Annotated in this window: 24 protein-coding genes; 4 read left to right on the top strand and 20 right to left on the bottom strand. The window is 65.7% G+C overall.

Annotation, left to right across the window (positions count from 1 at the left end; genetic code table 11):
- Positions 1 to 227: 227 nt before the first annotated feature.
- From J2Y69_RS10625 to J2Y69_RS10605, 5 genes are all read right to left on the bottom strand, one after another.
- Positions 228 to 641, bottom strand: coding sequence for a hypothetical protein (locus tag J2Y69_RS10625; RefSeq protein ID WP_310020426.1), 414 nt, complete (start codon positions 639 to 641; stop codon positions 228 to 230).
- Positions 642 to 733: 92 nt separating this feature from the next.
- Entirely contained in the window at positions 734 to 1,087 is a 354-nt protein-coding gene (locus tag J2Y69_RS10620; RefSeq protein ID WP_310020424.1) for a hypothetical protein, read from the bottom strand.
- A 118-nt stretch (positions 1,088 to 1,205) separates the two neighbouring features.
- Positions 1,206 to 1,550 carry a hypothetical protein gene (locus J2Y69_RS10615; protein WP_310020423.1) on the bottom strand — a complete coding sequence of 115 codons (345 nt, stop codon included), beginning with the start codon at positions 1,548 to 1,550 and terminating at the stop codon, positions 1,206 to 1,208.
- A gap of 36 nt (positions 1,551 to 1,586) precedes the next feature.
- Positions 1,587 to 2,009 (bottom strand): head-tail connector protein, encoded by a 423-nt coding sequence (locus J2Y69_RS10610; protein ID WP_310020422.1) that lies wholly within the window; start codon positions 2,007 to 2,009, stop codon positions 1,587 to 1,589.
- Position 2,010: 1 nt separating this feature from the next.
- Positions 2,011 to 2,307, bottom strand: a complete 297-nt coding sequence (locus J2Y69_RS10605) for a hypothetical protein (RefSeq protein WP_310020421.1) — start codon at positions 2,305 to 2,307, stop codon at positions 2,011 to 2,013.
- Positions 2,308 to 2,338: 31 nt separating this feature from the next.
- On the opposite strand from J2Y69_RS10605, the gene J2Y69_RS10600 reads away from it, so the two are divergent.
- Positions 2,339 to 2,521 carry a hypothetical protein gene (locus tag J2Y69_RS10600; protein WP_310020419.1) on the top strand — a complete coding sequence of 61 codons (183 nt, stop codon included), beginning with the start codon at positions 2,339 to 2,341 and terminating at the stop codon, positions 2,519 to 2,521.
- A gap of 61 nt (positions 2,522 to 2,582) precedes the next feature.
- Here J2Y69_RS10600 and J2Y69_RS10595 read toward each other — a convergent pair whose 3' ends face one another.
- The 8 genes from J2Y69_RS10595 to J2Y69_RS10560 all read right to left on the bottom strand — a co-directional run bounded on the left by J2Y69_RS10595 (position 2,583) and on the right by J2Y69_RS10560 (position 10,707).
- Complete coding sequence (locus tag J2Y69_RS10595) at positions 2,583 to 3,776, bottom strand: SU10 major capsid protein (protein ID WP_310020417.1); 1,194 nt, start codon at positions 3,774 to 3,776, stop codon at positions 2,583 to 2,585.
- A 34-nt stretch (positions 3,777 to 3,810) separates the two neighbouring features.
- On the bottom strand, positions 3,811 to 4,503 hold the full coding sequence (locus J2Y69_RS10590; protein WP_310020415.1) for a hypothetical protein: 693 nt from the start codon (positions 4,501 to 4,503) through the stop codon (positions 3,811 to 3,813).
- Positions 4,504 to 4,700: 197 nt separating this feature from the next.
- Positions 4,701 to 6,407: a phage minor capsid protein gene (locus J2Y69_RS10585; RefSeq protein WP_310020413.1), complete on the bottom strand. Its 1,707-nt coding sequence runs from the start codon at positions 6,405 to 6,407 to the stop codon at positions 4,701 to 4,703.
- Positions 6,408 to 6,445: 38 nt separating this feature from the next.
- Complete coding sequence (locus J2Y69_RS10580; protein ID WP_310020411.1) at positions 6,446 to 6,628, bottom strand: hypothetical protein; 183 nt, start codon at positions 6,626 to 6,628, stop codon at positions 6,446 to 6,448.
- Positions 6,629 to 6,826: 198 nt separating this feature from the next.
- A complete protein-coding gene (locus J2Y69_RS10575; protein WP_310020409.1) occupies positions 6,827 to 8,488 on the bottom strand; it encodes a phage portal protein in 1,662 nt (553 codons plus the stop codon).
- An 11-nt stretch (positions 8,489 to 8,499) separates the two neighbouring features.
- Complete coding sequence (locus tag J2Y69_RS10570; protein ID WP_310020407.1) at positions 8,500 to 9,834, bottom strand: PBSX family phage terminase large subunit; 1,335 nt, start codon at positions 9,832 to 9,834, stop codon at positions 8,500 to 8,502.
- Positions 9,827 to 10,321, bottom strand: coding sequence for a hypothetical protein (locus J2Y69_RS10565; RefSeq protein ID WP_310020405.1), 495 nt, complete (start codon positions 10,319 to 10,321; stop codon positions 9,827 to 9,829). Before J2Y69_RS10565 ends, J2Y69_RS10570 begins: the two co-directional genes overlap by 8 nt.
- Positions 10,322 to 10,458: 137 nt before the next feature.
- The gene (locus J2Y69_RS10560; protein ID WP_310020402.1) at positions 10,459 to 10,707 is read right to left on the bottom strand and encodes a hypothetical protein; all 249 of its coding nucleotides are present in this window, start codon (positions 10,705 to 10,707) and stop codon (positions 10,459 to 10,461) included.
- 156 nt (positions 10,708 to 10,863) lie between these two features.
- Between J2Y69_RS10560 and J2Y69_RS10555 the strand changes: the two genes are divergently transcribed.
- Positions 10,864 to 11,046 (top strand): hypothetical protein, encoded by a 183-nt coding sequence (locus J2Y69_RS10555; RefSeq protein WP_310020400.1) that lies wholly within the window; start codon positions 10,864 to 10,866, stop codon positions 11,044 to 11,046.
- Positions 11,039 to 11,575 carry a GIY-YIG nuclease family protein gene (locus J2Y69_RS10550; protein ID WP_310020398.1) on the top strand — a complete coding sequence of 179 codons (537 nt, stop codon included), beginning with the start codon at positions 11,039 to 11,041 and terminating at the stop codon, positions 11,573 to 11,575. The genes J2Y69_RS10555 and J2Y69_RS10550 overlap by 8 nt, the downstream gene beginning before the upstream one ends.
- Here the strand turns inward: J2Y69_RS10550 and J2Y69_RS10545 are convergent.
- Positions 11,549 to 11,818, bottom strand: a complete 270-nt coding sequence (locus tag J2Y69_RS10545; RefSeq protein WP_310020396.1) for a hypothetical protein — start codon at positions 11,816 to 11,818, stop codon at positions 11,549 to 11,551. The two genes, J2Y69_RS10550 and J2Y69_RS10545, sit on opposite strands and share 27 nt — an antisense overlap.
- A gap of 76 nt (positions 11,819 to 11,894) precedes the next feature.
- Between J2Y69_RS10545 and J2Y69_RS10540 the strand changes: the two genes are divergently transcribed.
- Positions 11,895 to 12,065: a hypothetical protein gene (locus tag J2Y69_RS10540; protein WP_310020394.1), complete on the top strand. Its 171-nt coding sequence runs from the start codon at positions 11,895 to 11,897 to the stop codon at positions 12,063 to 12,065.
- 101 nt (positions 12,066 to 12,166) lie between these two features.
- On the opposite strand, the gene J2Y69_RS10535 is transcribed toward J2Y69_RS10540, so the two are convergent.
- The 6 genes from J2Y69_RS10535 to J2Y69_RS10510 all read right to left on the bottom strand — a co-directional run.
- Positions 12,167 to 12,445, bottom strand: coding sequence for a hypothetical protein (locus J2Y69_RS10535; RefSeq protein ID WP_310020392.1), 279 nt, complete (start codon positions 12,443 to 12,445; stop codon positions 12,167 to 12,169).
- Between the two features lie 313 nt (positions 12,446 to 12,758).
- A complete protein-coding gene (locus tag J2Y69_RS10530; RefSeq protein ID WP_310020390.1) occupies positions 12,759 to 13,079 on the bottom strand; it encodes a hypothetical protein in 321 nt (106 codons plus the stop codon).
- A complete protein-coding gene (locus J2Y69_RS10525) occupies positions 13,076 to 13,477 on the bottom strand; it encodes a hypothetical protein (RefSeq protein WP_310020389.1) in 402 nt (133 codons plus the stop codon). Before J2Y69_RS10525 ends, J2Y69_RS10530 begins: the two co-directional genes overlap by 4 nt.
- The gene (locus J2Y69_RS10520) at positions 13,474 to 13,659 is read right to left on the bottom strand and encodes a hypothetical protein (RefSeq protein ID WP_310020387.1); all 186 of its coding nucleotides are present in this window, start codon (positions 13,657 to 13,659) and stop codon (positions 13,474 to 13,476) included. Before J2Y69_RS10520 ends, J2Y69_RS10525 begins: the two co-directional genes overlap by 4 nt.
- An 81-nt stretch (positions 13,660 to 13,740) precedes the next feature.
- Positions 13,741 to 14,433, bottom strand: coding sequence for a DNA cytosine methyltransferase (locus tag J2Y69_RS10515; protein ID WP_310020385.1), 693 nt, complete (start codon positions 14,431 to 14,433; stop codon positions 13,741 to 13,743).
- A 14-nt stretch (positions 14,434 to 14,447) separates the two neighbouring features.
- Positions 14,448 to 14,764 (bottom strand): hypothetical protein (locus J2Y69_RS10510; protein WP_310020383.1); only part of this gene is annotated, 317 nt, incomplete at its 5' end.

Here is a 14,764-nt window from a genome sequence, read left to right as displayed (position 1 = left end):
GCGCTCTTCGTCCTGAGATCTGGGTGGCGCGTAGTGGCGGCGAGTAGGGCCTGGCGTCCCGTACTTCTTCCAGCGGACGTAGTGCATCTGGCACCACCCGCGGCATGCTAGCGGCTGTCCGCATCCTTCGATCTGGCAGGTACGATCGGTCATATCAACTCCTCATCCGAGTTGGTCATGCCCCCGGCCTGTTACCAGCAGGTGCGGGGGTCTTTCGTACATCTATTCTACGGGCGGCGACCTCGAAAGTGGTAGGTGCAGGCGGTCGCAACGCGGCCTTGCGTGTCCCGGTCGAAGTCGAGTCCTGAGAACTCCCACGCCCACGAGATGCCCAGCACGTTGGGGGTGTACTCGGTCTGATCGAGCACGGCACGGAGGTCAGCAGCCCAGGAACGGATCGTCAGCGGGGACCCTTTGCGGGTCGTGTAGATCTGCGTCCGGTAGATGATGTCCGCCTGCCCATCAGGAACCGGGCGCAGCGGGGTCAGGAGCGTGAACTCGCTCACCTTCGTCGGCATCACACCATCGAGGCGGATACCCCGCTCAACGATCACATCCGAAGGGGTATAGATGGCGAGGTCTTTGTCGTGCAGCAGTTGTGCGAGGGCACGGTTCAGAATGATCTCGGGCGCGTCAGCCATTGGACACCCCTGGAGCCTCATGTGGATATCCGGGGCATCCTTCCGGGCCGTGCAAGACGGCACACGCGATGCCGGCCTGAGGATCAGCGATGTCAGCCACCGCGTACCTCCTTGCGGATGATGTCGCCCAGCTCGCCCTTGTTCTCGACAGCCGGGTCCTCGACGTACTTCCCCTGCCGACCGCCCTGGAAGTTGTACTCCGGGTGCTCATGCAGGCGAGCCGCGTATGGAGTGTCGAAGACGACTGCCGCGCCTTCCTCCGCGTTCGTGGCGCGCTCTATGGTGCCCGATCCGATCAGAGTGCCGATGTCAAGGGGCGCACGCTCTACGGAAAGCGCCAGGAGCCGTTCAGCGGCCTTGTTCTCGCCGTCGACCAGACGCCGTTCAATCTCAGGTGTGATGGCACCAAAGTTGTTCTTCATCGTGACGACAGCACGTACGCCCATGGCGGCCTCCCGAAGTTGATGGGTGCTTGACGCTTTGCCCGCTCGCCGACACTCCTGCCGCGTCATTCCGCGGATTCGCGGCCCGATTCACGTTGATCGGCGCGACCCGCTCGCCGACCTATTCGAGCGCGAGCTCGACGTGTGATGGCGTCCCGCGATACTCGTAGTAGCTGCTGTCGAGCACTTCAGACGTGCGCTCGCGCGGTGTCCCGCCCCACACGGTCACGCGGGACCGCGGCTGGCAGTCGTCGTCGAGGAGCAGCACGACGAACGTCGTCGAGGTGACCTCCTGCCCGACGGTGGGGGACGTCGAGCGGCGATCGACAACGAGACGCGACTTCTGCTCCACGTACGCAGGCCGATCGGCACGCGGGGCGCCCCAGATGTCACCCTCGGCGCCCTCGCCTTCGAGCGCCTGGATCGTCACCCGGTGGGGGAGGTGCTTCTTCCGGAGACGAGTCACGGGAGCCTCCTACCTGTGTGTTTGGGTGGCGCCTGATCAGGTATGACTTACGGCGGACTGGATGAGACCAGCGTTCGTGAGGATGTCGATGGCGCGCGATCCGATGCGCCGTTGCAGCTTCTCGATCGCGCTGAGATTCTCCGCAGAGGAGGACGTCGTCCCGAGCGACACGGAACCGATCTTCACCGCACCGTCCACAGCGTCAGCGCCGGTCGGGTCATCGGTGAGCGCCCAGTATTCGGCGATCGCACAGGTCGCCTCGGTGAACGCATCGGAGACCTCTGGGTCGGTGGGGAACCCGTCTGCGTCGGTCTCATACCAGGAGCGGCGGGTCAGCTTCTCGACCTCGACCGACGCGGCACGGAGCCGCTTGGTCAGCGTCCCCTCGTCTTCGGCAGGCCATTCCTCTTCCGCGACCTCGTTGTAGTCGCTGACCGTGGCGTACGTGCGCAGCTTCATGTCAGACCTCGCCAGGGAACGGGCCGGCAGGGAGTCGGGAGATCAGATTCACCAGCGTGGCCTTCGTGGCCCCCTTCGGCACCTCGACGCCCTCGACATCCGCGATGTCCAGGAGCTCTCGCTTCGTGAGCGTGGTCAGGTCGACTACGTCTCCGCTCTCGATTGTGAACCCGTGCTGGGTGAGCGCGAGCTCCCGATCCGGGTGCAGACCGGTCGCCTCTGCGATGCCGTCGACGAACTCCACGCCCAGGGCGTGCTGTCGCCCCAGCTGCGGACGCGGGTGCATGATGCGGATCACGGCGGCTCCTTGGGGCGAGTAGCCTCTGCCCATGACTGAGCAGAGCGAAGAACTGGTGTACCTGACGGCTGGGCCGGAGTATGACGATGGCGAGCTGGTCACGCGCGCCGAGGCTCCGAACGACGCGTTTCGGCTGTCCCTCGAGGTGAAAGGCGAAGACATCGAAGGCGGCGAGCCGGGCCGGATATACGAATGCTGGGGAATCGAGCGGTAAGACTGGGGCCCCGACGCGACGGACAATGCCACATCGCGTCGGGGTCTGTTCAGTTTGTGGGTCACGCCCAGACGGGAGCGACCGGCAGGCCACGGATGATGCCGTGCGCCCGCTCGTTGCCCCACTGAAGCCCAACCTCGCCGTACAGCTGCTCGCGGTCGGACGCGCCGACCTTGGCGAGCGGCTCGGAGAAGAAGTGGCCCTTGCCGGGGGTGACGAGGAACTTCGGCTTCAGCTGCGACAGAGTCGACACCATGAACGCGTCATCCGGCATCCAACGGTCCAGCAGGACGTTGAACGTGCCGAAGTCCGACATGATCGTGGTCATGTTCACGCCACCGACGTTCCGGGACGACTCCTGGTACTGGCCGAACGCCTTCGCGTACGCCGTGGACAGGTTCCGCTTCTGGCGGGCGCCGACCACGATCGACGCGGTTTCGTCGCCGAGACCACCCGACTGGAACACCTCCTGGAACAGCGCGTCGTAGGTGTCCTTCGTGGGGCCGGCGGTCGACAGCTTCCGCAGCGACACGGTCGCGGTGCCGATCGTGATCGGGGAGCCACCCTTGGTCGCGGAGACCTTGAACGAGCCCGACGCCTTCGCCACCACGTAGTACACGCGGTCCAGACGGACTGCGGACGACGCGCCTACGTCGGTGAACCGCACCGCGTCGTCGTTAGCCATGGTCGTGGTCGCCTCGGTGATGGTGTCGGTCGCAGCCGACAGGCCATCGTGCGCCTCGCCCAGGTCGATGACGTTCGAGGTGATCGCCTGGATCAGCCCGCCCGTCTTCCGCGCGGTCGTGTTGTCCGCGGGTACGTGCATACGTCCCAGGACGAACGACAGCTCGATGTCGACGGCCTTCGCCTTCAGCGCGAGCTCGAGCTGGTGATCAAGCTCGTTCGTGACCGGGTTCGTCTGGTCGTTGTTCACGCCCGACGTCTGGCCGGTCGCCGCCTGCTTCGTGTAGGACACCTCGACGGTTTCCTGATGGATCTCGACGACGTTCTTCACGTTGCGGCGGACACGCCCCTCGGCGTTCTGGGCGGGCGCGCCCTCGAGGCGGGAACGGTTCTCCTGCGACTCGCGCAGGTCCTCCTCCTGCCACTCGAACTCGACCGACTTGACCTCCTCGCCACCAGTGAGACCACCGATCGCGGACAGGATGGGCGTCTCGGACGGGCTCACCTGGAAGAGCTCGCCGACGTAGTTCGGCAGGTTGTATGTAGTTCCCTGCCCGGTGATACCAGCCATGCTGGCCTCGCTTTCTGCCCTGTCGGGCTACGGGTTACGCCTGCGCGGCGCGCGCGGATGCGATCGCACGCTTCAGACGGATGGATTCCTTGAAGTCCTTCTTCTCCTCAGCGGCCTTGAGCTGAGCTTCGAGGGACTGGATGGTCGGGCCCGTGTGATCGCCGGCACCTGACCGGGCGGGGGGCTGCTTGAGTGCGGCGTTCACCTGGAGCGCCTTGGTGATCTCCGCCGTGATGGCGGCCTGATCGGTCGGCTCTACCGACGCGATTGCGGTCTTGAAGCTCTCGTTCGCGAGGAGGAGAGGGATGTTCGCACCGAGCGGTGCACCGAGGATCGCGACCTGTAGGGCGACCTGACCGGCCTTCGCTTCCTGCTGTGCGGTCGTGAGCGCCGTGTCCTTCTCCGCGATCGTCGCGGCGAGCTTCACCGGGTCGGTCTCGGGCTCCGGTTCACCGCTGAGGAGCTTCGCGAACTGGGCGAGCGTGTCCTTCTGCGCCTTCTCGGCGGCGGCGGCGATCGCGGCGTCCGTCTTCTCCTGACGCTTCTCGGCATCAGTGCGGAGGTTCTCGATCAGCTTCCACGCCTTGTCCGGGTCGAACGCCGACGGGTCATCACCCCACGGCGGTGTCGACGAGGCGGGTGTGGCCGGGGCGGGTGTGGCCGGGGGAGCGGCGGGGGAGGGAGCCGCGGGGGCGGCGGGAGGAGTCGGGGGAATCTGGTCGGTCATGATGGTGCTGCTTCCTCCCGGGCCTGCCGGGATCGGTACCTCACACCCTGCGTGTGAGGAAGGAGGACCGTGCCGTCGCAGTGCAGGGCCGACGACGGCACGGAGCTTCGGGGGGACCCTTCCATCGCTCAAGCGGGCGATGTAGAATCGTGGTGAACGCGGCAGGCAGTTCCCACGAACAGCTGAGCCGCGTTCTTCTATTCCCGGGTCATCCAGGTCACGGCGCCCGTCCGGTCGATGAAGATCACGTCCGTGAGCCAGTCAGATCCCGACATGCGTCGCCGGAGCTCTGCGATGACGGCCTGATCGTCGAGCGGCGACCGGGCCATGTCGATCACTACGCGCTTCACGCCCTGCTTCTTCGCCCGTGCGAGCTGGTTCGAGATCGTGCTCGCACCTGAACCCTGCGGGCTTTTGAAGTCCCACAGTGCGGGGTCGTCTCCGATCGTCGCGTCCGGGTTCTTCCGGCCACGGGTGTTGTCGATCGGACGCCAGCGCACAGGCAGCCCGACCGCTGCGAGGCGGGCGCCAGAAGCGAGCTCGTGGGGTTCGAGGTCGAGGCCGTCCGGGACGACCTGCCGACCGCGTCGAGTCGTGGCAACAGGATCGAGGTTCTGCGAGCGGACACCGTACCCAGGGCGGAGTGCCTTCGGGGAGGCCGGCGCAGGAGAGGGCTGACGTGGTGCGCCAACCCCGCCGCTACCGTCAGCGAATCCCAGCTGCTCACGGTACGACTGCCGGCGGCGGCCAGTGTCACGGATGAAGTCCCGCATCTCGGCTTGAGCCCCACGAACGTCCTGGGCAGCTCTGCGACGGTCGGTGTCGGTCATCGCAGACGCTTCACGACGCTTCGCTGACCGGATCTCCCGCTCGAGCGCACGCTGGCGTGCCCGCTCCTTCTCCGCTGCCTCGTCATACGTCGTGTCGCCCTGCGGGACTGTCAGGCCGGGGGAGTAAGCGACGAGACGGCAACGGCAGTTCGGGTGACCCCAGCCTGCGGCACGCGCGTCCTCCACAGTCCCCGCAACATCGACGGTCACTGAGCCGGAGCGGGTCGCATGCGGGAGCACCACCGGACCAGCAGGAGTGCCATCGGTGGAGAGGATCTTCCCCGCCCACGCTGCACACTTCCGGCACGAGTCCAGGCCGCGGACGACGGTGACGAGGTGAATCCCAGACTGGCCCATCCGCCAGATACCGGCGTCGTTGTACGCCCGGTTCACTGTCGTACGGCCGGCCATCTCTGCGTATGCGCCGATCGTCCACCGCCGGTTCACCTTGTCGATGAACCCGGTGATCCCCTCGGACAGGAACCGTTGCACGGTGCGCGCCTGCTGTACCCGTGATGTCGTCACGCCGAGGAGCGTGTCCGGTGAGTACAGGGCCACGATGCGCTGGTAGGCGTCCTGCGGGTACCGGGTGAGACGCTGGTTCAGCACCTCGAGGCGGGACTCGAGTGAGAGAGCGACCATCGCGACGGCCTGAGATGAGGTGCCGGGTAGGGCGCTGAGCGGCGGGGTGCCCGCGAACCGGAGCGACGCGGCAGCTGCGGCTTCACCTTCCTCGGCGGCGATGCGGATCAGCCGGTGTGCGAGATCCTCCGCGCGGAGATCGGAGACCATCTGCAACGCGATGGTTTGCAACTCCCGCAGAGCGACGGCCCGGTGGGCGGCAAGCTCAGCGAGAACCCGGTTCCGGGCTCGTCGCTCGGCCGCTGTCATACCCATGCCGCCTGGTGCGTCGGGAAGCAGGGACGCCAACTGGAAGTCCCGGACCGCCCGTTTCGCGACCTCCTGGATCAGGAGGTCCTCGGCGTCCCTGTACCGCTGGGCGAGGTAACGGGAGAGGTCCTCGATCAGCTCTTCGACAGACTCGCGCTCAGGGTTCGGGACGAACAGGGCCACGATTGCCCCCTCACGTTGCGCCCATCAACCTCTGAAAGCTAGAGCACAGTATTGAGCGTGATCTTCCGCACCTCCGGTGGGGATTCGCCGATGGTGATCCCGATCTGAGCCAGTCGCTTTTCGGCCGCTGTGCGTGTGGTCCAAATGCTGTCGATGTCTTCGTCGTTGCCTGTGCCTTCGGGGTTCATCCAGTAGACGACACATAGATAGACCGTGTTCATACCCTCCCCGATCAGCGGTTCGGTTGGAATCCGACCGCACCGTATAGGTCAGTTTGCTGGAAACTGATCTGCGTGTCCGACCCGCCACCGTATTGGCCTGGCGTGTCCTGTGCTGGAAGAGAGACGCAACGGTGCTCCCTGCGCCAGGCGAGTACATCCGCGCGGCGACCTCGCACAGCAGCGCCACACCCGCACCACTCACGCATCTACGTCTTCACCCTCGGGCGTAGGCGAGCCGTCGAACAGGGCAGGGTCAGGTGCGGGTGTCCCCATCTCCTGCTGGATCAACGCCACCTCCGCGTCGATGTCGTCCTCATCCCAGTCGCTGTGGAGGCTGCGGACAATCTCCTTGCGGGACGCGGCATGGGCAGCGTCGAGCATCTGTGCGGTGCGGGCGAGTTTCTCCGGGTCAGCCTGCGATACGGGTGCGAACTCGACCGACGGCATCCGGGTCAGGTCGCCGAGCTCGCTACCACCGAACACGGTCCGGTCGATCTCGAGCGCCGCCAGCGACCAGCGGGCCAGGGCGCCCTTCGCGTACAGGGCCTTCTTGTCACGGGTGCGTTCACTGTCGGACAGGTCCGCGTCGATCTCCGTTGCCGTTCGGGTGCCGGCGACAGAGTCCAGGCCGAGGTGCGCTTCGGAGTAGCCGAGCGCCGACGCGATCTCCTTCTTCAGCCCTTCGATGACAGCGAGGTGCTCCTCGACACGGATCGCGAACTGCACGATCGACATCGGGCCGTTGCCATCCGCGGCCTTCCCAAGCGAACCGGAGACCGGGGTGAACACCTGACGGTAGACATCGAAGTTCGCGCCCTCTCCGGGCTTCCCCGACAGTTCGAGCATGTCCTCAGGGACGACCAAACGGCCTTGGCCGTTGTCGATGTCGCGCATCAGCGACGACCAGGCCATGTCCACCTTGTCAAGGACATCCTGGATGCCGTCCAGGTCGCTCCGACCGAGGGATGCGAGTTCGCCGAGCTTCCGCCAGTCCCGCACGGGGGCGGCGTTCTTGAGGTAGGTGACTGCGAGGCGGGATGTGCCGGTGCCGATCGCGACGGTCTGCGGCAGGGCACCCTCAGGGACGTTCAGGTCCGCCGGGGTCCGCAGCCTCGCGTAGTGTTCGGTCTCGGGGCGGGTGTCGATCTGTACTGCCTCACCGAGCGTGCGGTCCGTGCCCCGGTACAGGGTGTATTCGATCGACCCGGGCTTGTGCTCCTCAACCAGACGGAACACTTCGTTGCCGTCGCGGTACTCGGACCACAACTTCACACCAATGAGCCGCCCATGCCGGAACGCGGGGATCGCGGTATCCGCGGCGTACGCCTTCGGGAACACGTGATCGTGGACGTCCGCATCCCACGCAACAGCAAGATACGAACCACCCAGCGCCGCCGCATACTCGCCACCCAGGAGGAGTTCCGCGTGGGCCTCGTCTGCACCGATGATCTCGTCAAGGCGAGCCTGCGCAGGGTGAACCCACTTCTTCCGCGACGCCCGCGTCTCACCCTCCTGGAGGGGCTGGTCGTCAGGCTTGCGGAACAACACCTGCGGGGCTTCACCGAACAGGAGGTCGGAGGAGAGGGTGCACAGGTCGGCGGCGAGCGGCAGATGCATCCGCATCCGCTTCTCAGCCTCCACGATCGGCTGCCCCAGGAACATCTTCGACAGGGAACCGAGGACACCGCCACGGTACTTTCGGCCCGCGACAGTATGCGTCGGGACGGCTGTTGCCGCAGTCTGCCCGGAGTAGATCTCCGACAGGACCGCGGCATTGCCCGCCCACCACGCATCCAGTTCACGGAAGCGAGCAAACGCCGTATCCCAAGGGGAGGGAGGCCAAGTCGTGGCGTCAGCCATGAGGACCTCCTCTATGCGGCGAGCTTGATGTACCTGCGCCAGATGTTCTCGGTCGTGGTGATGCCGTAGCGTGCGCCATCCAGGCTGTGGTCAGCGACCTTGAGCGGCTTGTCCTCGCCCTTTTCCGTGGCCTTCGGATCCCACGAATACGCAGGGGCCTCCTGGATGAACCCAGGGCATCCACGATCAGGGTGCGCGTCGGTGGGCCGTGCGACGAGCAGCGCACCCGACGCGAGCAGCGACGCCATCAGGCGGATGCCATACAGAACATCGTTATCGGCGTCGGTCGAGGTGACGCCATGCGTCTTCCTCATCTCGACCTTGAACGATGCCGCCGACGGGTCGACGATTGTATACCGCGGCGTCAGGCGTACTGAGGTCGTGGCCGGGAGGTGCCGGTCATTCAGCCATGCGATGAACTCACGGGCAAGCTCGGCGTCGGTGAGTTTCTGCTGCGCAAGCTTCGAGTCATGCCGGTACTCGTCAACAAAGAACAGGCGGGGTGCTGGTCGTCCGAGGCTGTCGGTCTCTGCCGAGATGCCGAGGAGGAGGGCTGCGGTGGCGTTCGTCGTTCCGTAGTCGAGTGAGACGCTGATGAGTTCACGCATCTCGGGGAGGTCGTCCCAGGCGATCGTATGCTTCTCCGGGTCCCACATGTCGAAGATCGCGCCCTCAGCAGCAACCCACTCGCCCTTGACGAAGCGGCGATACCAGAGGCCGGTGAACTCGGTCTTGATCTGGTGCTTGTACTCCTCGGACAGGGCCGGGTTGTCGTCGAGCTGGAAGTGCCAGGACCGCCACCCGGTGAGCGCCGTACCAATCCGGTCGAGGAACTTCGCCTTGAGCCAGTGAGCGGGAGAGTCCGGGTTCGTGGTGCCGAACAGCTTTGCCCGCGGCGGAGACATGCGCCCGAGGAGCTGGGTGAAGAACTCTTCCGGGATGACGGTGACCTCGTCGACGTAGGCGAGGGCGACGGTCAGACCACGGAGCACCTTCTCCGACTTCGCATCCGACGCGCCCAGCACATGCACGGTGCGCCCCAGGATGCGGGCGGTGGGAGCGCCGGCCGTGTAGTGCACCAGCCTCGCGAGGGGCCCGAACAGGGACGGGTTCATCAAAGGCTCGAACACGTTCCGGTACGCCGAATCCCTGGTGCGGGCGATCACGACGATCACACCACCCTGTGCGAACAGCACAGCCATCAGGAACCGCAACAGGGAGACGATCGTCTTCCCGGAACGAATCGCACCCTCGAAAATGTTCACGCGAACCTTCGACTCGCGCAGGGACCGCATCTGCTGAGGGCCCAGAACGTTCGACGCCTCAGCGTCGTCGATGTCACTCATCTTCGTGGAGCCCCAACTCGAGGATCAGGTTCATCAGCATCGACTCCGCCTCAGCAACACCCTGGTCGTCATCGTCACGGATCAGCTCACGGGCGTCCTTCAACGCGAGAGACGCAGCCCGGTGCAAGTTCAGGATGTCGCCCGTCGGCGCCCGATCCAGCTCGTGCTCCTCGTACGTGTTCTCCTTGCCGCCGAAGTTGAACGCCAAGAACGGCTGATCGATCGCAACGAGATGATCCGTCGCTTTCGCCATCAACTCGTCGATCAGCTCGAGCCGGCGCACCTTCATGTCGTGCTGGCGTGCAGCGGTCGCAGACGCCGTCTGAGTCGCACGATCGAACGTGAGATCCTCATCGGCGGCGATCTTCGACACGGATGAGGGGGCGATCAGCAGTTCACGTGCGATCGCGTTCCGAGGCATCCCGGACTGGATCAGCTCAATCGCGCGTGCGCGTACATCTGCTTCGACCGGGCGTCCTTGGGCCATGGTTCACCTCGATCGTGCGCCACCTGGACGCGGTCACGTGCGGCAGTGTGGCCGAATGGAGAAGTAGGCAAGGACGGCTGAAGCCCCGGCTCCTCTTGTGAGGGCCCAGGGCTTCGTGCACCAATGAGGCGACTCTTTCAGAGTACCCCGGTCACATTGGACACATTCAAACACTCGTCGGGATCTTTTCGTCCGAAGGTTGGGGCTGTCGTGTAGGCGTGCTTCAGCGCCTCGACGCGCCGCAGGTCTTGCGTGTTGATGAGCCGCTCTCCGTCCAGCTCCTTGGTGCGGATGTTCAGGCCTCGGTCGGCGAGCCACCGGCGGATCGTGCGCTTCGACCTGCCGAGCGTGAACGCGGCTTCGGCATAGGTGAGCCAGGGCTTCATGACGCACCCATGAGGGCCTCGGGGGAGCCGTGCTTGATGCGCAGCCGGTCCGCGTGGGCGCGGAGGGCTTGGTGTGCGTTCATCCTGTGCTCCTCCTGGCCGTGTAACTCTGGTTTCAATTGTAGTCCATGATGTAACTCCGGTTACACTGACTCTGTGCAAGATGAGACCCTAGACGTCCTCGGCCGCTACCAGGCCAGGATGCTCGGGATGCCCGCCCGGCGAGCCGAGTTGATCGCGGAGGCACGCGAGGCGGGTCACACATGGCAGGAGATCGGTGCTGCGCTCGGGATGAGCCATGCCGGGGCGATGAAGGCCGCGAGGGTGACTCGTGACTGACCTGTTCGCCGTCTACCGACTGTTCTCGTCTGCCGACGTGCTGCTGTACGTCGGGGCGACCAAGAACGTGCGGACGCGGATGTACCAGCACCGGGCGGACAGGCCATGGTGGGGTGAGGTTGACGAGACCCTGACGACGCTGAAGTGGTTCGAGACTGTGGAGGACGCGGCACAGGCAGAGTTCGACGCAATCAGGCGGGAGCGACCGGTCCACAATGTTGCCTCGACCGAGGGGCGGCACCCGCAGATGTACCGTGTGCCGTCAGGGCGGCGAGGTCCGCGCCGTGCGCGTGTGATCGCCATGGCACCGGATGGGGCAGGTGATGAGCTCATGGCAGCGCAGGCCGAACTCGAGGCTTTGGAGGCGGAACTGCGCCGAGAGCGCTCGGCACGCAACCACGCGCTCCGTGCTGCCCTGGCGTCCGGCGTGACATGGAAGCGCGCGGGGAGAGGTCACAGGCCTCTCCCCGCGCGGCATCCAGATCTCGATCAAGGAATCCGACTAGCCCTCCTCGTAGTCGTCGAGTGATACCCGGCAGTCGATGCACGCCGCGCGGGCTCTGGGGCTCCCGTAGGTACGAATCTCCTGGATCCGGTGCCCTTCGTGGGATGCGTGGTCGCGGGGAATGTGCTTCCGCACTAGTGCCGTGGCGGCTCGGTATCCGCGCTCGTAGGCGTCCGCGTAGGCACGACGCATGTGGACGTGGTGCCGCTCCGGGTAGACGCGCAGGGCGACCGCCAGAGCCTCGCGGCGGATCTCGTCAGGCATCATCGCCCTCCTGGTCCTCGCGCCCACCCACATATGTGTCCCGGGTGCCAGCCTGAGGTCGGTGAGTAGACTCCCCCGCATGACGGACAGCCAGCGCTACCTCATGGTCGGGATCGGCGGGATGATCCTCTTCTCCGCCAGCCGGTTCGCCAGTATCCCGTTCCTGGACGGGCTCGGCTGGGGCTTCGGGCTCATCGGGGCCATCTCCCTCATCCTGGCCGCCACGACCCGGCACGAGGCCGGGCAGTAGGTCACCCATCACGACCCCCGTCTGGACGGTTGGTGCACGCTTCGAGGTGCTCTTCCCACTCGTCAACGTGCACATGCTCGCCGCACGAGTGGCGCACGAAGTCACACAGCATCTCGGCTCCCATCTGGGCGGTCTGGATGCGCGTCGGCGTAGTGCGCCTCGATGTTCCACAGCAGGACGCCGCATCGGATACACGCGAGCACCTGCACCTCGGGCTGCCCGGTGGTCACGACCTCGGCGCGAGGTACAGCGCTCGACTCGCCCGGCACCGAGACAAGCGTCCACATATGCCGCTTGTCCTGATCGTCCCAGTCGACCTCCCACACGCTGCTGTCGTCGCACATCCAGCGAGCGCCGAGCGGGTAAGCGTCCGCGCTCACGTACGGACGCTGCGGCTTATGCTCCGGCTCTGGCAGATAGACGATCCCCATCACTGACCCCCATCTGGGCGGTCTGGGTGGCACGAGCAGAGGCATTCCCAGCCCGGGGTCGTGCCATCGCATGCCTCGTGGTCGCCGCGCTCGCACTCGCCCGAGTCCTGCCCGCTCAGCACGTGCTCACTCCGGTTCGTGCGGTCTGGCGCGCTCGTCAGCGCCTCGATCCGAGCAGCGGCCTCCCGCATCAGATCGGTCGCAGTCTCGCCGCGCCATCCCTGCCGGAGCAACCTCACCAGGGTCTCGTCTACGTGCGTGCTCATCGCTCTGTGCTCCCATCTGCGTCTCTCTGCTTCACCGCACGCTTGGCGGCGCGGTTCTTCTCCACCTCGCGGATCAGCTCGTCGGTGAGAGCCTCGACCCTCGCCCACGCCTCCCGTGCGAGCGTCGCCCGCTCCCTCCACCTGCGCAGCGCCGGCACGGTCAGGGACTGCCCGCGGGCCAGGAACTCGCTAACCATCGACTCCCGCACGGCATCGATCGCCGCGCGCCGCGCCTGGGCGGCGAGGTCGTTCCCGCGCTCCCGAAGCTCAGCATCCGACAGCGCAGGCGTCTCATCCCGGACAACTCGGAGATTCACTGCTCCGTTCCTTCCTGCTTCACCGGTACCCACGGGCCAGCCGGTCGGGTAGGCGTCGCTTTCGTGCGCTCATAGACGACGCCGGTCAGGTCCGGTCCGAGCGTCCGCTCCCAATTCGGTTCGTCGGCCATGCCGACATCACTCTCCTTCGGATCGATGGCGCGGGACAGGCGCTCCTGGTAGTGACTCAAGGGGAATCCGCCAATCGCCAGATCTCGCCGCACCTCTTGGATTGCGGCACGGAGGGCGTCGCGCTCGGCCCGCACCTCGGCATCATGAGCAGCCAGCCCGCGATTGAACTCGGCATCCGCATCACGTCCGGGCTTCGTGCTGTGCTCGTACACGTAGCGCCAGTAAGCGAGCCGAAGCTGCTCGATGGTCGGTGTGAAGTCGCTCATCGCTCGCCCTGCCCTTCCTGGAGCACTTCCCGGTTTCGCTGGACGTGGATTCCCGTGAAGGTCTCCACGCGGAACGCCTCATCCGGGGCATCAAGGATCGCCTGCGATGCGCGGAGATTGCCGCGCGCGATGCGGCGCAACTCCGAGATCATGTATTCAGGTGTCTGCCGCCCGTAGTCCATGAACCCGCGCCCCGATGGGAGACTCGGGAGCACCACGGATGTCATGCGATCAGCCACGGTTCTCCGCCTCTCCCTGCTCGGTCATGCGGCTCTCCTCACCATCTGGTCCATCAGCTGCCGGCCGATGTGCTCCGTGTAGGCGGGAGGGATCGCCTCAGCAATCGAATGACGGTTCTGCGTCCAATCGATGCCCATCGCGGCCTGCCACTCCACCACAGTCCCCTTGCCCCCTCCATCGCCATACACCGCGTAGTAGGGCCCATCGAAGAACTGACCATGCCTCCATCCCCGCACACGCCCACGGTGAGGAACGTGCGCCGGCGGTCGTGCCTGGAACCCGCTCACCTCGAAGTACCGATGCCTGATCACGTCCAGCCCGAACATCTCTCCGCAGAGGGTGAGGTCGCGGCGCACGTCAGACCCCATGACGTTCTCGATGACGTACGGCAGCCCGGTGCTGTTCGCCCACTCGCGCATCTGCTCCACAAGCTTCGGCTTCGCCGTGCGACCAGCGTTCGTCCCGGTCGTCAGCGCCGTGTACCCCTGGCAGGGGCACGACATGTGTATCGCCGCGACCGACCCGAGGCACGGCCTACTGCATCGCCGGAAGTGGAAGCATCCCTCCAATCGATCCTGAACGAGTTGCGTCGCATCGCCCTGGATGAACCTGAATGGATAGTCGGGCTGGGGATCAATGTCGACCCCGACCACATCGAAGCCGGCTCGGTAGTACCCCACAGCCGCCCCACCAGCACCGCAGAACAGGTCCAGCACAATTGGCCTCCCGCTCATCGGTTCTCTCCCTGCTCGGTGACGGCGGCAGCAGCACGCAGAGCGGCCAGCATGTGAGTGCGCCCCGGATGTATGTGTGCCGAGCGCTTGTAGGCGGTGATCGCGGCGTCCAGTTCTTCCTTCGTCGGCTCGTGACGCTGCTCTCCCTGCTCGGTGACGGCGGCAGCAGCACGCAGAGCGGCACGCGCAGCGTCCTCCCACGACCACGGCACCTTCCTGTTCGTGGCCTTGCGTATGGCCGTAGCCACGTTGCTGACGACGGCGTCAGACGGTTCGCCCTGTGGCTCCCACGGGGATGCGGGGCGGCGGAAAC

Source organism: Microbacterium resistens, from assembly GCF_031456305.1.
In the GTDB taxonomy this organism is placed as follows: Bacteria; Actinomycetota; Actinomycetes; order Actinomycetales; family Microbacteriaceae; genus Microbacterium; species Microbacterium resistens_A.
This window is presented reverse-complemented; position numbering and strand designations above follow the sequence as displayed.